This window comes from Pseudomonas sp. NCHU5216 (assembly GCF_052156495.1).
Taxonomy (GTDB): domain Bacteria; phylum Pseudomonadota; class Gammaproteobacteria; order Pseudomonadales; family Pseudomonadaceae; genus Aquipseudomonas.
Genome location: NZ_JBQLIX010000020.1, coordinates 42,519 through 59,647, shown reverse-complemented (window position 1 = coordinate 59,647; position 17,129 = coordinate 42,519). Strand labels below are relative to the sequence as shown.

Genomic DNA, 17,129 nt, shown 5'->3' with positions numbered 1-17,129 from the left:
CTCAGCCTATATCATGAAACGACTTATGATGATTCAGATCGCAGCTTTCGAGAATGGCTACGATTCTTTGCGAAGCATTGCCCGCGCCATAGGGATTCACTGCGCTCCGGCAGACCGTGGCAAATTCACTGGAAAGTGCCATGCGCAAAGCCCGCTCAATGTCCTCGTCCCGGGCAGCACAATGCAGAACCGACTCCGCAGCCAGACGCCCATCCTGGCGGACCCCGATATTGACGGTGGGCACAGCGAATGCCGGTACTTCAATTATCCCGCTGGAAGAATTGCCTACCACCGCATCCGCCAGCGCGACAGCGCTCAGGTAGCGCTTGAAGCCGAGAGAAGGAATCGCCTTGATCCGTTCAGGCGACTTTTTTGCATAGGCTTCGAGCAGCGGGATAATGGCCCGCCCGCCATTATCAGCATTCGGATAAGTGATAATCACCTTGTGTTCCGGGAACCGGTCGAGTGCGGACAATAGCGCCTCGAAACTGCGCAGCGGATCTTCCTCTGCAAGTGTCACTGGATGGTAGGTTACCAATAGAAAAGGCGAGTTAAGGTCAAAGGCAAGGCTCTGTGAAAGCTCCGCACTGGTCATGCGCTCGCTGCGCAGCAGATGATCCAAGCCCACGGCACCAACATTGAAGACCCGCTCTGGCGCCTCACCTAGCTGGATGACTCGCTGCCTGTAGGCTTGCGCTGCGACGAAATGCAGATACGACATCTTGGTGATCGCGTGCCGAATGGCATCATCATAGGCGCCCTCGGTGATTTCACCACCGTGAAGATGAGCTACGGGAATCTTCATCACCAATGCGGCCTGAACCACAGCCAGCGCCTCGAAACGATCACCCAATACCACCAGCACATCAGGTCGCAGGCGATCCAGCGCGTCAGCGAAACCAAGGATGCCAAGCCCCATGGACTTGACCACCCCCACATCGCTGTCGGACGACAGTAACATTTCGACCTTGGCGTCAATAGTAAAGCCGTCGCTTTCCACCACCTTCCAGGTATCGCCAAATTCGGGAGACAGGTGCATGCCGCTGACGATTACTTGCAACTCCAGGGCCGTGCTGGCCTGGATGTCCTTCATCAGCCAATACAGTAGGCCATATTCAGCACGGGTACCGGTAAAGACTGCGACCTTGCGCTTCAAGCCGAGCTCCCCAACCGAACGCTGCTGGGCAGGTTCACCACACGGTCTTCGAGCCATAAGGCGTTGGCAAGGTCGCCGCGCAGCGCACTAGAAAACGCTGGCAGATGAGTCATCAGTTTCCAGATAGGACGAGTCATCACCCCTGCGTGATTGCTTTCCTGCAGCAGCGCATCACGCTGCCCCAAGTCCTCGCACACCACCGCGTTCAGCCAGTAGTTGGAACGACAGCCTTCCGGCTCGCGGAAGAACTGGATCGACTGCCCCTCAAAGAAATGCTCGTAGCTCGCCGCCAGCTCGCGCTTGCTGGCAACAAAGGCCTCCAAGTTTTCAAGTTGGGCGCAGCCTAGAGCGGCGTTCAAGTTGGGCAGGCGGTAGTTGTAACCAACCTCGTCATGAACATACTCGTAGGCGTGCGCTTTCTTGGCAGTAGTCGTAATGTGCTTGGCACGTGCGCCTAGAGTCTCTCCAGCCAGAATCATGCCTCCACCACCCGTGGTTATGATTTTGTTTCCATTGAAACTCAGCGTTCCAACGCAACCGAATGTCCCAGTGTGGCGCCCCTTATAGAGGCTACCCAAGGATTCTGCCGCGTCCTCCACCAGCGCAACATTCCAGCGCGCGCACACTACAAGTAGGCCGTCGATATCGGCAGGGTGCCCGAAGGTATGCATGGGCAGACAGGCTCGAAGCACACGATCTGTTTCTCTAACACGGCAAACACCATCGCCATCGAGGCGAGCATTTTCTTCCAGCCAGGCGTCAAGGGCCCGCGGGGAAAGCCCCATGGTGTGCCGATCGACGTCGATGAAAACTGGCTCGGCGCCGCAATAGGCAATAGCGTTGCAGGTTGCAACGAAGGTCAGCGGCTGGGTCAGAACCAGATCGCCTGACTTGACCCCCGCGAGCAACAGGGATACATGTAGCGCCGCAGTACCGTTCACCGTCGCGACAGCGCGAGGTGAGCCGGTATAGGCCGCCATGTCAGCTTCAAATCGGTCAACAAACGTGCCGACACTTGAGACGAACGTCGAATCGACGGTCTCCAGCACATACTGCTTTTCATTCCCGGGGAAAACAGGTGCATGCAGCGGGATGAACTGATCAGTACGGTATTGCTCACGAATGAAACCGATTAGCGCTTTGAACATGACGAGAACTCAGACGTTATAGAGATCAGCTTTGTATTTAGCCAAGTTTTCCACAACGGAAAACCAATTGATCGTTTCTTGCAAGCCCTGACGGATTGAATAGGCTGGTTTGAATCCGGTCAGACCATTGATCTTGGTGTTATCGCACCACAGTCGGAATACCTCCGACTTTTCGGGACGTAGGCGTTGGTCATCAGTTAGAAACTCGACGTCGCTACCCATCAGCTCACGAATCAGCGCCAGAGTGTCACCAACGGAAATCTCGTAGTTGGAGCCGATATTTACTGTTTCACCGATGGCCTTGTCGCAACGAGCAAGCTCCAAAAAGCCCCGACATGTATCAGTTACGTAGTTGAAATCTCGGGTGGGCGAAACATCTCCCAGCTTGATCTGCTTCTTGCCACTCGCGATCTGAGTAATAATTGTAGGAATTACTGCACGAGCAGACTGACGCGGGCCATAAGTATTGAATGGTCGCGCCGTAGTCAGAGGCAAGTCGAAGGCATTATAGAAACTCATCGCCATGGCATCTGCAGCAATTTTTGAGGCACTGTAAGGTGACTGGGGCTGCAAAGGGTGTTTTTCGTCAATAGGCACATACTGCGCAGTACCATAAACTTCGCTGGTAGAAGTGTGAATTACGCGCTGAATACCATTATCCAAAGCAGCCTGACAAATATTAAGCGTACCTTTTACGTTAGTATCAACATAGCTATCAGGCGCAACATAGGAGTAAGGGATTGCGATTAGCGCAGCAAGATGAAACACAGCATCAACCCCCTTAGTAATATGCTTGCAATAATGTGGATCACGAATATCACCACTCAAGACCTCAATATCCTTCAGGCACGAAACATCTTCAAGCCAGCCCCAGTAATTAAATGAATTATACTGAGAAAGGGCCTTAACCTCGTAACCCTCGAGAACAAGCAACTCCGTCAAGTGCGAACCAATAAACCCATCGGCCCCTGTCACTAATACTTTCTTCATAAAGCAGCACCTTAAGTTTCACACACAAAGAACAGAAGCAAACACATAAACTGAAGCTCTTCACTCAAAGCTATCGAGGAAAATTATATTTATCACGCACGACAAATATAAGCACAACCAAAACTCCGAGCAAAGCCCCTAACACCCCGCCAAGTACGATAATTAACCCTTTCTTCGGCTTGATCGGGTTCAACGGCTTGACCGCTGGCCGATCAACCCTCACCAGGTTCAACTGATCAAGATCCAGATTGATGCTGCGCAAGCGCGCCGCCTCTTCGCGCATCTCGGAAAGCTTGGCCAGAAACAGATCCTCATTCTCGCGGCTTTGCATCATTTCAACCTGGCGGTTGTGCTCAAGCATCTGCAGCTTGTTCTGGATCTTGGCGATCTTCGGTTCGGTATAGTCATCTGATTTTCGCTTGAGCAATGCCGCGCGCTCGGCTTCCAATGCCTCAGTTCCCATGAACTGCAAGGGGAACTGCTGATTGATGACCTCGGCACGAAATACACTGCCCTGCCCTTCCACTGTCGAATCGCTACCGCTCAACGATGTCGGGTTGGTTGGCTTGGTGATGCCCAAGGCTTTGGCGATGGTAATCGCTTCATCGAGCTGTGCGATACGGTTCTGCCGACGTGTGCGCAGTTCTGTTCTCAGCGCCTTGAGCTCATCCTGCAGGATGGCGCGCTGCAGCTTGTCATCTTCTTTGAGTTTGGCGATTGTGGCTTCTTTCTGTGCTTCATAGCTCGCACGCGCAGCCGCCATTTGCCGCTCGATCTTGTTCAGCCGGTTCTGAATCACACCTTCCATATCCAGCGCCACACGCTGCCGTTCGTCGATGATGGCTTGCTGGACGATGCCATTGAGAATTGCGACGCCATCCAGGGTTTCGGGGTAAACCAGTTTCAACCCGACGTATGCACTCAGGTTGTCCGTGCGCTTCGGATCCGGCTGCAACAGGGTGAAACTTTCGGCGTTGAAGGTCTCAAAACGCTGTTCCAGGCTCTTGTTGAGGCCTTTCAGATTGGCGAACAGCTCTGGATTATTGCGAAAGAACTCGGCTCGCGTGCTGTAGGAGTCTAGCGCAGCGCCAACCCGCTTCAATGCATCCTCAGGGGTCAGGCTGTATACACCTGTGCTGTTGAGCTCATCGAGTTCCTTGAGCGGCGCCGGGCGAAGGACGCTCTGCACCTGATAGTAAGGCGTCGCAAGAACGGCATAGGCGGCTGCACAGAGCGTCACGGCCAGGGTGCAGCCGATGATCAGAAACTTCTGCTGCCATAGCTTATGGAAGAGCTCGACCAGGTCGATCTCATCCGATCTGGTTTCACGGGGTATTACAGGCTGGATACTCACAGACACTCCAAAGTCGTTTACTGCGTTGAATCATTGGCACAAGCAGCACTGCCAGCATGGCGAATTTCAAAGCTGGGCAAGGCTGTCACAAGGGAATCTGCACGTCTACCTCATGGTCTATCGACATACAGTGAGCCAGCAACGCGCAGGCAAGCTCGCGCTTAGCTTCGGGGTCGCCATGCACGATGCGAATTTCTGCGGGCAAGTGACGCATTGCGCTGATGAAGCGAAGCAATCCTGCCTTGTCCGCATGCGCCGAGTAACCTCCGATGGTATGGATTTGTGCATGGATGGGATAACGCTGACCGTCGATATCGACGTATCCATTGCCCGGGCCGAAACGCTGTATCTGTTTACCCACAGAACCTTCTGCCTGATATCCCACGAACAGCACATCGTGGCGCTCATCCCCGAGCATTGCTTTGAAGTAATTGACGATACGCCCATTGGAGCACATACCACTGCCGGCAATGACAATGGCCGGCTGAGCGGTCTGCGCCAGGCGATTGACCATCGCCATATGTGCCTTGTGACTATCGACCGTGAGCAGGTTGCGAAAGGCCAGTGGGTTACGCCCCTTGGTCAAACGCGCCCTCGCCTCTGCATCCCAGAAGTGATCGAGCTCGCGATACACCGCAGTAAAACGACTGGCCAGCGGGGAGTCGAGGATAATCGGCAGGTTGGCCCAGTCCAATGCCGGAGCTTTACCTGATCTGGAGTCGTCAGACTTGACTGAGTCAGCCTTGGCCATCCCCTTCAGTACCCTGCGATGAATGATGTCCTCGAGCTCGTAGAGCAGTTCCTGAGTGCGACCAATACTGAAAGCCGGAACCAGAACCGTGCCCTGGTTGCTCAAGGCATGCTCCAGCACTTTTTCGAGACGCTGACGACGTGTGCGGCGATCTTCGTGCAGACGGTCGCCATAGGTGCTTTCGATGACCAGCACATCGGCTTTATAGGGTGCTTTGGGAGTAGGCAGGATCGGCGCATGGGGCGCACCGAGATCACCAGAGAAAACGATGCGCTTCTTTATGCCCGTCTCGGGGTAGAGCACATCCACCTCGACGTAAGCCGAGCCGAGGATATGGCCGGCACGCTGTAGACGAATGCGGGCTTGCAACTGCTTGTTGCCGACCAGGGTGAACCACTGCTTGTAGGGTAGCGCGACGATGCGCTGTTCGATCAGCCTGAGGTAGCGCTCGACCTGCTTCTGATCACGGCTGATACCAAGTTTGAAGGCATCTTCGAGCACTATGGGCAGCAACTTGGCCGATGGTTCGCTGCAGAGAATTGGCCCCTTGAAACCGGCCGCCAGCAGATAGGGAATACGGCCTACATGGTCGATGTGAACATGCGTAGCGACCAGGGCCTTGATGCCCTTTATGGGGAAGTCGATAGCGAGCTGCCCGGCACTGGCACTACCATCGGGAGAGGCTTCAGCCCCTTGAAAGAGACCGCAATCGATCATCAATGAAAATCCATCATCCATCATCAATTGATGGCAAGAGCCCGTCACGCCCGTGACAGCGCCGTGATGAACGATAGAGGGGTACCGCACGACTCAATCCCTTAGCACTTGTGAAACCTGAAGGGACTCAGCCCCAGCGGTACGGATCCAATTTCACTGAGAAACAAATGGCGGAAAGCCTGTGGACGGCTAACACTGTGAAACGCCTCACATTTTGCCGTTTTTTAAAGATTTGGCAAGCGAAGCAAAGAGACTTTAAAAAGCACGAACGTGCCGCATCAGCAGGTTAAAACCTCGCTTCACTCATCTTCATTGACCCGATCACGCAGCTCCTTGCCAGGCTTGAAGTGCGGCACGAACTTACCATCCAGGCGCACGGACTGCCCAGTCTTGGGGTTGCGCCCAACGCGCGGCGCGCGGTAATGAAGCGAAAAACTACCGAAGCCACGAATCTCGATCCGATCGCCCGTAGCCAAGGCCTGGGACATCTGCTCCAGCATGGTCTTGATGGCCAGCTCGACATCCTTGGAGGAAAGCTGCCCCTGGTGGGTGACGATTCTTTCGATCAACTCCGACTTGGTCATGGTTTTCCCTTCTTTTTCAAGCGGCTAGAAGATTCGGCGAATTGGTTTTAGCACGCTGATCACCTTTTGAACAGCCCTAAAAACAATGCCTTAGCACGCTTACCTGGCAAACCTCACAGCGATGGCTAAACGACGGCGACGCCCTGGAAGCCAGCGGCAACAACCGACGCGATGGCAAGGCAAGCCGAGCGTGTCCTCGAACGACAGCAAAAAGAAGAAGAGCAAGAGATAGAGCCGCCACAGAGATAAAGCACAGCGCATGCTCCAGAAACAAAAAAGCCTGATCATCTCTGACCAGGCTTTGATGTAGGGATTTTTTGGTCGGGACGGAGTGATCCAACGACACCGAGAAGCCAGAGCCATGCTTGCGAAACGCGCAGTAGCTGCGGCCCAACCTCAATAGCCAGCCTCTTTTTGATGACGGAAAGCCAAGACATAGGCAGTGTCATTTGCTCGCTCATAGCGGTACAGCGCAACGTAGCCAGACTCACCAAACTCGATGACAAGCTCGCGCAACTCCGGCAGATCTGCGAATGGACGCCCCACCTCCGGGTTTTCCTCCAAACGGGCCAACTGGTGCTTGATCACCTGGGCAGCACGCCGTGAAACCAGCGGATCTTTATCGGCAAGAAATCGCCTGCAACGCTCCAAGCCTTCTGCGGCGCCCTCAGTGACAATCAGTCGTGACACTTGGGAAGCTCTGCCTCAGCCTCTGTTCCCCAACCTTCAAGCCAAGTACGAGTCTCTTGAGCCGTCAGATGCCGACCGGTTTCCTGATAGGCAGCCCAAGATGCCAGCGCTTCCTGCTTGAAACCCTCTCGGGCCTCCTCACGCTCGACGTACTGAACGATAGCCTCACGCATGATCCAGTGCGATGAGCGCTGGCGCAGACTGGCCAAATGCTGAATACGACCTTTCAGCTCGTCATCAATCTTGATGGAAGTGGCCATGGCCTCCCCCCGTTATCTAAAGGTATTACCTTTGAACAAGGTAGCAGCGAAGAGGCATCGCTGTCCATGAACACACCAGTTGGCGATCAGAACAGCCAGCCCCCCCCCCCCACAACAGCAGACGAAAACATTCAGGCATAAAAAAATCCAGTCACCTGACGGTGACTGGATTTTTAGGGTTTTTTGGTCGGGACGGAGTGATTCGAACACTCGACCCCTTGCACCCCATGCAAGTGCGCTACCGGGCTGCGCTACGCCCCGACGATGCTTCCGGGTGACCGAAAGCGGGAGGAACTATACATTAAGCTTTTGAAATAAGGCAAGTTTTTCTTTGTCTTACTTTTTCAAAACGTGCAGAACGTCTTCGAGCTCGGCGATCATCTGCTTGATCAGTTGACGATACTGGGTGGTGTCGTCCTTGGCTTCATCGCCGGACAAGCGCTGACGCGCGCCACCGATGGTGAAGCCCTGATCGTACAGCAACGCCCGAATCTGCCGGATCATCAGCACATCCTGACGCTGGTAATAGCGACGGTTACCCCGTCGCTTCACCGGGTTCAATTGTGGGAATTCCTGCTCCCAGTAACGCAGAACATGGGGTTTGACCGCGCAGAGTTCGCTGACTTCACCGATGGTGAAGTAGCGTTTGCCGGGGATTGCCGGTAGTTCGTCGTTATGACTTGGTTCCAGCATAGGCCTCGACCCTGGCTTTCAGTTTTTGCCCTGGACGAAAAGTGACCACACGGCGAGCCGTGATCGGAATCTCTTCCCCTGTTTTCGGGTTACGGCCCGGTCGCTGGCGCTTGTCGCGCAAGTCGAAGTTGCCAAAACCCGAAAGCTTGACCTGTTCGTTCAGTTCAAGAGCCTGGCGGATCTCTTCAAAAAACAGCTCCACCAGTTCCTTGGCTTCCCGTTTGTTCAGGCCGAGCTCTTCGTACAGACGTTCGGCCATCTCAGCTTTCGTCAGAGCCCCCATACGCTACTTCCTTAACGTGGCGTTGAACCTTTGTTCGAGGGAGGTGAGGATATCCTGCGTGGTTGCACTCACCTCATCGTCGTTAAGAGTGCGCGATGGATGTTGCCAGGTCAAGCCAACCGCAAGGCTTTTTCTAAGCGGATCAATACCTTTACCCTGATAGACGTCAAATAGCTTGAGGTCTGTCAGCCACTCGCCCGCCGCTTCACGGATGGCAGCCAGCACGGCTTCTGCCGGCTGCTCACGATCGACCAGCAGCGCCAGATCGCGACGCACTTCAGGGAAGCGCGACAGCTCACGGAAGGCAGGCAGGCGCCCCGTCGCCACTTCGGCCAACAGCAGCTCGAAGAGGAACACCGGTTGATCCAGCCCCAGGGTCTTGGCCAACTCGGGATGCAAGGCCCCCATGAAGCCGACCAGGTGCCCTTCCCGCTCGATGCGTGCGGTCTGCCCCGGATGCAGGACGGCATGCTCGCCCGGCACGAAGCTGAACGCATCGGCTGCGCCGGCGTAACCCAGCAGCGCCTCGACATCGGCTTTCAGGTCGTAGAAGTCGACGCCCTCACGGCTGTTGGCCCAGCCTTCCGGCAGGCGACTGCCGGTGATCACGCCCGCCAGCATGGCCTCCTGCTTGAGCTCACCTAGCTGGCCGACGAAACGCAGGCCGCTCTCGAACAGGCGCACGCGCGACTGCTGGCGATTGAGATTGTGCTGCAGCGCCTTGACCAGCCCCGACCACAGCGAGGAACGCATGGCCGCCATGTCGGCGGAAATCGGGTTGGCCAGTTGCAGCGGCTCGACGCCCGGCGCGAACAGCTCGAACAGTTTGGGATCGATGAAGCTGTAGGTGATCGCTTCCTGGTAGCCACGGGCGACCAGCAGACGGCGCAGCGCCGGCAGCTCGGCACGCGCTTCTGCGCGCGCCTGCGGCGCGAGACGCGCTTGCGGGTAGCGCACCGGCAGGCGGTTGTAGCCATACAGACGGCCCAGCTCTTCGATCAGATCCACTTCCAGGCTGATATCAAAGCGGTGACTGGGCACACTGACCAGCCACTGTCCGGCCGCCTGGGCACTGACGCCCAGACCCAGCGAGGTCAGCAGGCGCTCGACCTCGGCGCCGTCCATATCCATGCCCAGCATCTGGCTGATGCGCTCGGCACGCAGGGTAATCGGAGCCACCTTGGGCAAATCGGCCTCGCTGATGGCCTCGATGATCGGCCCCGCTTCACCGCCGGCGATTTCCAGCAGCAGCGCGGTCGCGCGCTCCATGGCCTGGCGTGCCAGTTGCGAGTCCACACCACGCTCGAAGCGGTGCGAGGAGTCGGTGTGCAGGCCATAGGAACGCGCCTTGCCGGCCACGGCAATGGTGTCGAAGAAGGCGCTTTCCAGGAACAGGTCGCGGGTCTTGTCACTCACGCCGCTGTGCTCACCACCCATTACGCCGGCTATGGCCAGAGCCCGGCCGTGATCGGCGATCACCAGGGTGTCGGCGCGCAGGCTGACTTCCTGGCCGTCGAGCAGCACTAGCTTCTCGCCCTCTTCCGCCATACGCACGCGAATGCCGCCGTTGATTTCGGCGAGATCGAAGGCATGCATCGGCTGACCCAGCTCGAGCATCACGTAGTTGGTGATGTCCACTGCCGCATCGATGCTGCGGATGTCGGAACGACGCAGGCGCTCGACCATCCACAGCGGGGTCGGACGAGACAGGTCGACGTTGCGCACAACGCGACCGAGGTAACGCGGACAGGCCTTGGGCGCCAGCACTTCGACCGAGCGCACTTCGTCATGGGCAGGCGCGACGGCGTCGATAACCACCGGCGACACTGCGGCGCCATACATGGCACCGACTTCACGGGCCAGACCAGCGAGCGACAGGCAGTCACCCCGGTTCGGGGTCAGGCCGATCTCGATGCTGACATCGTCCAGATTCAGGTAGGCACGAATGTCCTGCCCGACCGACGCGTCGGCTGCCAGCTCCATCAGGCCGCTGTTATCTTCACTGATCTGCAGTTCGGAGGCCGAGCACAGCATGCCCTGGGACTCGACGCCACGCAGCTTGGCCTTCTTGATCTTGAAGTCGCCCGGCAGCTCGGCGCCGATCATGGCGAATGGAATCTTGATGCCGGCACGCGCATTGGGCGCGCCGCAAACGACCTGGAAGGTCTCGGCGCCGTTGCTCACCTGGCATACGCGCAGCTTGTCGGCGTCCGGGTGCTGTTCGGCACTGACAATCTCACCGACCACCACGCCACTGAAGGCACCGGCCACCGGCTGCACGGCATCGACCTCGAGGCCGACCATGGACAGGCGCGCGACCAGATCCTCACGGGATACGTCGGGGTTCACCCAACCACGCAGCCATTGTTCACTGAATTTCATGTTGTCTGTTCTCCTTAAACGAATTCGATACGTGCAATGCGGTCGCTAGCGAAATTGCGCCAGGAATCGCAGGTCGTTATCGAAGAACAGGCGCAAGTCATTGACGCCATAACGCAGCATGGCTAAGCGCTCGGCGCCCATGCCGAAGGCGAAGCCGGAGTATTTTTCCGGGTCGATGCCACTCATGCGCAGCACGTTCGGATGCACCATGCCGCAGCCCATCACTTCCAGCCAGCCGGTCTGCTTGCACACGCGGCAGCCTTTGCCACTGCACATCACGCACTGCATATCGACTTCAGCCGAGGGCTCGGTGAAGGGGAAGAAGGACGGACGGAAACGCACGCCCAGCGGCTTCTCGAAGAACACGCGGAGGAACTCTTCGATGGTGCCCTTGAGGTCGGCAAAGCTGATGCCCTCGTCGACCAGCAGGCCTTCGACCTGGTGGAACATCGGCGAGTGAGTGATATCCGAGTCGCAGCGATAAACACGGCCCGGGCAGACGATGCGGATCGGCGGTTGCTGCGACTCCATGGTGCGCACCTGTACCGGCGAGGTATGGGTACGCAGCAACATGTTGGCGTTGAAATAGAAGGTGTCGTGCATCGCCCGTGCCGGGTGGTGGCCGGGGATGTTGAGCGCCTCGAAGTTGTGGTAGTCGTCTTCGACTTCCGGCCCCTCGGCCACGCTGAAGCCGATATGGGTGAAGAACTGCTCGACACGCTCGAGCGTGCGCGTGACCGGATGCAGGCCACCAGAGGCCTGGCCGCGGCCCGGCAGGGTCACGTCGATACGCTCGGAAGCCAACTTCTCGGCGAGCAGAGCCTGCTCGAGCACGGATTTGCGGGCGTTCAGCGCATCCTGAACCTGCGTCTTGGCGGCGTTGATCAGGGCGCCGGCCTGCGGGCGCTCCTCTGCCGACAGCTTGCCCAGGGTCTGCATCAGGGCAGTCAGTTCGCCCTTCTTGCCCAGGTACTGAACCCGGAGCTGCTCCAGGGCGTTGACATCTTCGCTTCGTTGCACGGCCTCGAGCGCTTGGGAGACCAATGCATCCAGATTTTCCATGTACAGACTCCAGATACGAAATAGGGGAAGAGCTGTTAAGGCTCTTCCCCTATCTTTGACGTTGCCACCGGGCGAACCCGGTGATTGTCGGGGGACTTAAGCCAGAACGGCCTTGGCCTTCTCGACAATCGCAGCAAACGCCGCTTTTTCGTTCACTGCCAGATCGGCCAGAACCTTGCGGTCGATCTCGATCGACGCCTTTTTCAGGCCAGCGATCAGACGGCTGTAGGACAGACCGTTGACGCGAGCACCAGCGTTGATACGAGCGATCCACAGTGCGCGGAACTGACGCTTGCGCTGACGACGGTCACGGTAGGCGTATTGGCCTGCCTTGATCACCGCCTGCTTGGCGACGCGGAACACGCGCGAACGCGCGCCGTAGTAGCCCTTGGCGAGCTTCAGGATTTTCTTGTGACGAGCACGAGCGATGACGCCACGCTTAACACGAGCCATGAGTAATTACCTCTAAGTATCTTGACCGATTAACGAACGCGCAGCATGCGCTCGACTTTTGCCTTGTCCGACGGATGCATCAGCTGGCTACCGCGCAGTTGACGCTTACGCTTGGTGGACATCTTGGTCAGGATGTGGCTCTTGAAAGCGTGCTTGTGCTTGTAGCCCGAAGCAGTCTTCAGGAAGCGCTTTGCAGCACCGCTCTTGGTTTTCATCTTTGGCATGTTTAGTACTCCGCATTCATTAACAACTGATAACCATCAGGCCTGCCAGTGCCCGGGAGGTTATTTACGCTTCTTGGGAGCGATGACCATCATCAGCTGGCGTCCTTCCAGCTTGGGATGCTGTTCGACGGTGCCGAGCTCGATCAGGTCTTGTTCGACCCGCTTGAGCAGCTCCATCCCCAGCTCCTGGTGGGCCATCTCACGACCGCGGAATCGAAGCGATACCTTGGCCTTGTCCCCATCTTCAAGGAAACGTATCAGGTTGCGTAGTTTTACCTGATAATCCCCTTCTTCCGTCCCTGGACGAAACTTGATCTCTTTGATCTGCTGCTGGTGCTGGTTCTTCTTGGCAATAGCAGCCTGCTTTTTCTTCTCGAACAGGTGCTTGCCGTAGTCCATGATGCGGCAAACCGGAGGCACCGCATCAGCGGAGATTTCCACCAGATCCAGCTTGGCTTCCTCGGCGGCGTTCAGCGCCTCATCGATGGAAACCACACCAATCTGCTGACCGTCCGGCCCAATCAGGCGAACCTCACGCGCGGTGATGTTCTCGTTGATAGGCGCCTTGGGGGCGGCCCGCTTGTCCTGTCTCATATCACGCTTAATAGTTCTTACTCCAAATCTTGGCGACCACGCCGGGAAACCGCTTGCTGCAACTGCGCGGCGAACTGCTCGACAGGCATTGACCCCAGGTCAACGCCTTCGCGGGTGCGCACAGCAACGGATCGTGTCTCAACCTCCCGATCTCCAATAACCAAGAGATAGGGAACCTTGAGCAAAGTATGCTCACGGATTTTAAAGCCGATCTTCTCGTTTCTCAAGTCGGCCTTGGCACGGAATCCGCTTTGATTGAGGGTTTTCTCCACCTCACGGGCGAAATCGGCCTGTTTGTCGGTGATATTCATGATCACCGCCTGAGTCGGCGCCAGCCAGGCCGGGAAGGAACCGGCGTAGTGCTCGATCAGCATGCCGATGAAGCGCTCGAAGGAGCCGAGGATCGCGCGATGCAGCATGACCGGGCGCTTGCGGTTGTTGTCTTCGGCGATGTAGCTGGCCTCCAGACGCTCCGGCAGATTCGGGTCGTACTGCAGCGTACCGCATTGCCAGTTGCGCCCCAGGCAGTCCTTGAGGGTGAACTCGATCTTAGGCCCGTAGAAGGCGCCCTCGCCCGGTTGATATTCCCAGGCCAGGCCCGACTCGTTGAGCGCGTCGGCCAGCGCCCCTTCGGCACGATCCCACAGCTCTTCGGAACCCACGCGCTTGGCCGGACGGGTCGACAGTTTCATGGATACGTCGGTGAAGCCGAAGTCCGCATAGACCTGTAGGGTCAGCTTGATGAAGTCGGCCGCTTCCTTCTTCACCTGCTCTTCGGTGCAGAAGATGTGCGCATCGTCCTGCACGAAACCACGCACACGCATGATGCCGTGCAGCGCACCGGACGGCTCATTGCGGTGGCAGGCGCCGAACTCGGCCAGGCGCAGCGGCAGGTCGCGATAAGACTTGAGGCCCTGATTGAAGATCTGCACATGGCACGGGCAGTTCATCGGCTTGACCGCGTAATCGCGATTCTCCGACGACGTGGTAAACATGTTCTCGGCATAGTTGGACCAGTGCCCGGAACGCTCCCAGAGGATGCGATCGACCACCTGCGGCGTGCGCACTTCCACATAGCCATTGTCACGCTGCACCTGGCGCATGTACTGCTCCAGCACCTGGTAGACGGTCCAGCCATTGGGATGCCAGAACACCATGCCCGGCGCCTCTTCCTGCAGATGGAACAGATCGAGCTGCTTGCCGATGCGCCGGTGATCGCGCTTCTCGGCCTCCTCGATACGCTGAACGTAGGCCGCAAGTTGCTTCTTATCCGCCCAGGCAGTGCCATAGATGCGCTGCAATTGCTCGTTCTTCGAGTCACCGCGCCAGTAGGCACCGGAAATGCGGGTCAGCTTGAATGCCTTGAGGAAGCGAGTGTTGGGCACGTGCGGGCCACGGCACATGTCCACGTATTCTTCGTGGTAGTACAGACCCATGGCCTGCTCGTCCGGCATGTCGTCGATCAGGCGCAGCTTGTACTCTTCGCCACGCGCCTTGAACACCTCGATGACCTCGGCCCGCGGCGTCATCTTCTTGATGACGTCGTAGTCCTTGTCGATCAGCTCCTTCATGCGCTGCTCGATGGCGGCCATGTCCTCGGGAGTGAAAGGCCGCCCGATGGCGATGTCGTAATAGAAGCCTTCTTCGATGACGGGACCAATCACCATCTTGGCATCCGGGTAGAGCTGCTTGACCGCGTGCCCAACCAGGTGTGCGCAGGAGTGGCGGATGATTTCCAGCCCCTCTTCGTCCTTCGGCGTGATGATCTGCAGGGTCGCGTCACTGTCGATCACATCGCAGGCATCGACCTGCTTGCCGTTCACCTTGCCAGCCAGGGTGGCCTTGGCCAGGCCTGCGCCGATGGATTGGGCGACCTCCAGCACGGATACCGGATGATCGAACGAACGCTGACTGCCGTCGGGAAGAGTAATGGTGGGCATGGCGCCTCCTCTCCTAGTGGTGACCCCTACCAAAGGTCACGTGGGTTGGGATGAGCCAGGAAGCGATTCGGCGGTATACCCACCTAACGATGGCAGGAGCCCTAAGGCCAACCAGACCGAACCAGAGTCACTGGGGAAGTAAAGAGAGCGGATGCTTCCAGAAAGCCGCCACGCTGGCAAGCGCAACGACGCTCATGGTAGCTCGCCCCTGCACCGGGAAAATCCGGACAATAAAAAAAGGGGTCGCCTGGCGACCCCTTTTTATCGATTTGGTAGGCACAATTGGACTCGAACCAACGACCCCCACCATGTCAAGGTGGTGCTCTAACCAACTGAGCTATGTGCCTTCGATGGGTGCGCATTCTACGCAGATCTTTTTGGCCGTCAACAGGTTTTTTCGCTAACCCACTGAAATAGGCCAATTTTTTTACCAGACACCCTTGTTGGATATTTTGCACAGGCACTAGCCGGCCATTTTCAACTCAGGTAGCATCGGGCCATTCGTAAAAAATAAAGAACAGAGGTTCAAGATGGCGCACACTGCATACCCGCAATCCTATTACGCCGCGTCAGCCAACCCCGTCCCGCAGCGCTCTGCCCTGCAAGGCGAGGTGGAAACCGATGTGTGCATCATCGGCGCTGGCTATACCGGCCTGTCCACCGCGCTGTTCCTCCTGGAGAACGGCTTCAAGGTGAGCGTCGTCGAGGCGGCCAAGGTCGGCTTCGGCGCCTCGGGCCGCAACGGCGGGCAGATCGTCAACAGCTACAGTCGCGATATCGATGTGATCGAGCGCAGCGTCGGCCCCAAGCAGGCGCAACTGCTCGGGCAGATGGCCTTCGAGGGCGGTCGCATCATCCGTGAGCGCATCGCCAAGTACGACATCCAGTGCGACCTCAAGGACGGTGGCGTATTCGCCGCGCTGACCGGCAAGCAGATGGGCCATCTGGAGTCGCAGAAGAAGCTGTGGGAGCGCTACGGCCATACCCAACTGGAGCTGATGGATGCACAGCGCATCCGCGAGGTGGTGGCCACCGACAACTATGTCGGCGGTATGCTGGACATGAGCGGCGGCCATATCCATCCGCTTAACCTGGCGCTCGGCGAAGCCGCTGCCGTGGAATCGCTCGGCGGCGTGATCTACGAACAATCCCCGGCAACCCGTATCGAGCGTGGTGCCAACCCGGTGGTGCATACCCCGGAAGGCCGCATCAAGGCCAAGTTCGTGGTAGTCGCCGGCAACGCCTACCTGGGCAATCTGGTGCCGGAGCTGGCATCCAAGTCGATGCCGTGCGGCACTCAGGTGATCACCACCGAACCCCTGAGCGATGAAGTGGCGGCCAGTCTGCTACCGCAGGATTACTGCGTCGAAGACTGCAACTACCTGCTCGACTACTACCGTCTCTCCGGTGACAAGCGTCTGATTTACGGTGGCGGTGTGGTCTACGGTGCGCGCAACCCGGCCAATATCGAAGCGATCATCCGCCCGAAGATGCTCAAGACCTTCCCCCAGCTCAAGGATGTGAAGATCGACTTCGCCTGGACCGGCAACTTCCTGCTGACCCTGTCGCGCCTGCCCCAGGTCGGCCGCATCGGCGACAACATCTACTACTCGCAAGGCTGCAGCGGCCATGGCGTGACCTACACGCACCTGGCCGGCAAGGTGCTGGCCGAGGCCCTGCGTGGCCAGGCCGAGCGCTTCGACGCCTTCGCCGACCTGCCGCACTACCCCTTCCCGGGTGGCCGCCTGTTCCAGGTGCCGTTCAGCGCCATCGGCGCCTGGTACTACACGCTGCGTGACAAGTTGGGCGTCTGATCCTGCCCCAAACGAGAACGGCTCCTGCGGGCGC

At 57.8% G+C, this 17,129-nt stretch carries 17 protein-coding genes and 2 tRNA genes; 1 reads left to right on the top strand and 18 read right to left on the bottom strand.

Annotated elements, in window-relative coordinates; all coding sequences use genetic code 11:
- Position 1: 1 nt before the first annotated feature.
- The 18 genes from neuC to ACSVIK_RS15225 form a co-directional block, all read right to left on the bottom strand.
- Positions 2–1,156 carry a UDP-N-acetylglucosamine 2-epimerase gene (neuC, locus tag ACSVIK_RS15310; RefSeq protein ID WP_442445122.1) on the bottom strand — a complete coding sequence of 385 codons (1,155 nt, stop codon included), beginning with the start codon at positions 1,154–1,156 and terminating at the stop codon, positions 2–4.
- The gene (locus ACSVIK_RS15305) at positions 1,153–2,304 is read right to left on the bottom strand and encodes a LegC family aminotransferase (protein WP_442445121.1); all 1,152 of its coding nucleotides are present in this window, start codon (positions 2,302–2,304) and stop codon (positions 1,153–1,155) included. The genes neuC and ACSVIK_RS15305 overlap by 4 nt, the downstream gene beginning before the upstream one ends.
- A 9-nt stretch (positions 2,305–2,313) precedes the next feature.
- Positions 2,314–3,294: an NAD-dependent 4,6-dehydratase LegB gene (locus ACSVIK_RS15300; RefSeq protein WP_442445120.1), complete on the bottom strand. Its 981-nt coding sequence runs from the start codon at positions 3,292–3,294 to the stop codon at positions 2,314–2,316.
- 70 nt (positions 3,295–3,364) lie between these two features.
- Positions 3,365–4,648, bottom strand: coding sequence for a Wzz/FepE/Etk N-terminal domain-containing protein (locus ACSVIK_RS15295; RefSeq protein WP_442445119.1), 1,284 nt, complete (start codon positions 4,646–4,648; stop codon positions 3,365–3,367).
- 85 nt (positions 4,649–4,733) lie between these two features.
- The gene (locus ACSVIK_RS15290) at positions 4,734–6,206 is read right to left on the bottom strand and encodes an MBL fold metallo-hydrolase RNA specificity domain-containing protein (RefSeq protein ID WP_442445118.1); all 1,473 of its coding nucleotides are present in this window, start codon (positions 6,204–6,206) and stop codon (positions 4,734–4,736) included.
- A gap of 209 nt (positions 6,207–6,415) precedes the next feature.
- The gene (gene ihfB, locus ACSVIK_RS15285) at positions 6,416–6,700 is read right to left on the bottom strand and encodes an integration host factor subunit beta (protein ID WP_003243558.1); all 285 of its coding nucleotides are present in this window, start codon (positions 6,698–6,700) and stop codon (positions 6,416–6,418) included.
- Positions 6,701–7,096: 396 nt separating this feature from the next.
- The gene (locus ACSVIK_RS15280) at positions 7,097–7,390 is read right to left on the bottom strand and encodes a type II toxin-antitoxin system RelE/ParE family toxin (protein WP_442445117.1); all 294 of its coding nucleotides are present in this window, start codon (positions 7,388–7,390) and stop codon (positions 7,097–7,099) included.
- Positions 7,378–7,650: a CopG family ribbon-helix-helix protein gene (locus ACSVIK_RS15275; RefSeq protein WP_442445116.1), complete on the bottom strand. Its 273-nt coding sequence runs from the start codon at positions 7,648–7,650 to the stop codon at positions 7,378–7,380. The genes ACSVIK_RS15280 and ACSVIK_RS15275 overlap by 13 nt, the downstream gene beginning before the upstream one ends.
- A gap of 184 nt (positions 7,651–7,834) precedes the next feature.
- Positions 7,835–7,911, bottom strand: a tRNA-Pro gene (locus ACSVIK_RS15270).
- A gap of 75 nt (positions 7,912–7,986) precedes the next feature.
- Positions 7,987–8,343, bottom strand: coding sequence for a MerR family transcriptional regulator (locus ACSVIK_RS15265; protein ID WP_013716019.1), 357 nt, complete (start codon positions 8,341–8,343; stop codon positions 7,987–7,989).
- Positions 8,324–8,626 (bottom strand): integration host factor subunit alpha, encoded by a 303-nt coding sequence (ihfA, locus tag ACSVIK_RS15260; RefSeq protein ID WP_003243414.1) that lies wholly within the window; start codon positions 8,624–8,626, stop codon positions 8,324–8,326. The genes ACSVIK_RS15265 and ihfA overlap by 20 nt, the downstream gene beginning before the upstream one ends.
- Positions 8,627–8,629: 3 nt before the next feature.
- A complete protein-coding gene (pheT, locus tag ACSVIK_RS15255) occupies positions 8,630–11,008 on the bottom strand; it encodes a phenylalanine--tRNA ligase subunit beta (RefSeq protein WP_442445115.1) in 2,379 nt (792 codons plus the stop codon).
- A gap of 45 nt (positions 11,009–11,053) precedes the next feature.
- Positions 11,054–12,070: a phenylalanine--tRNA ligase subunit alpha gene (pheS, locus tag ACSVIK_RS15250; protein ID WP_442445114.1), complete on the bottom strand. Its 1,017-nt coding sequence runs from the start codon at positions 12,068–12,070 to the stop codon at positions 11,054–11,056.
- A 96-nt stretch (positions 12,071–12,166) separates the two neighbouring features.
- The gene (gene rplT / locus ACSVIK_RS15245; RefSeq protein ID WP_003243409.1) at positions 12,167–12,523 is read right to left on the bottom strand and encodes a 50S ribosomal protein L20; all 357 of its coding nucleotides are present in this window, start codon (positions 12,521–12,523) and stop codon (positions 12,167–12,169) included.
- Between the two features lie 29 nt (positions 12,524–12,552).
- Positions 12,553–12,747: a 50S ribosomal protein L35 gene (gene rpmI / locus ACSVIK_RS15240; RefSeq protein ID WP_442445113.1), complete on the bottom strand. Its 195-nt coding sequence runs from the start codon at positions 12,745–12,747 to the stop codon at positions 12,553–12,555.
- Positions 12,748–12,807: 60 nt separating this feature from the next.
- On the bottom strand, positions 12,808–13,341 hold the full coding sequence (infC, locus tag ACSVIK_RS15235; protein ID WP_442445112.1) for a translation initiation factor IF-3: 534 nt from the start codon (positions 13,339–13,341) through the stop codon (positions 12,808–12,810).
- Between the two features lie 17 nt (positions 13,342–13,358).
- Positions 13,359–15,281 (bottom strand): threonine--tRNA ligase, encoded by a 1,923-nt coding sequence (thrS, locus tag ACSVIK_RS15230; RefSeq protein WP_442445111.1) that lies wholly within the window; start codon positions 15,279–15,281, stop codon positions 13,359–13,361.
- 270 nt (positions 15,282–15,551) lie between these two features.
- Positions 15,552–15,628 (bottom strand) — tRNA-Val (locus ACSVIK_RS15225).
- 183 nt (positions 15,629–15,811) lie between these two features.
- Between ACSVIK_RS15225 and ACSVIK_RS15220 the strand changes: the two genes are divergently transcribed.
- Positions 15,812–17,095, top strand: coding sequence for an NAD(P)/FAD-dependent oxidoreductase (locus ACSVIK_RS15220; RefSeq protein ID WP_442445110.1), 1,284 nt, complete (start codon positions 15,812–15,814; stop codon positions 17,093–17,095).
- Positions 17,096–17,129: the final 34 nt, after the last annotated feature.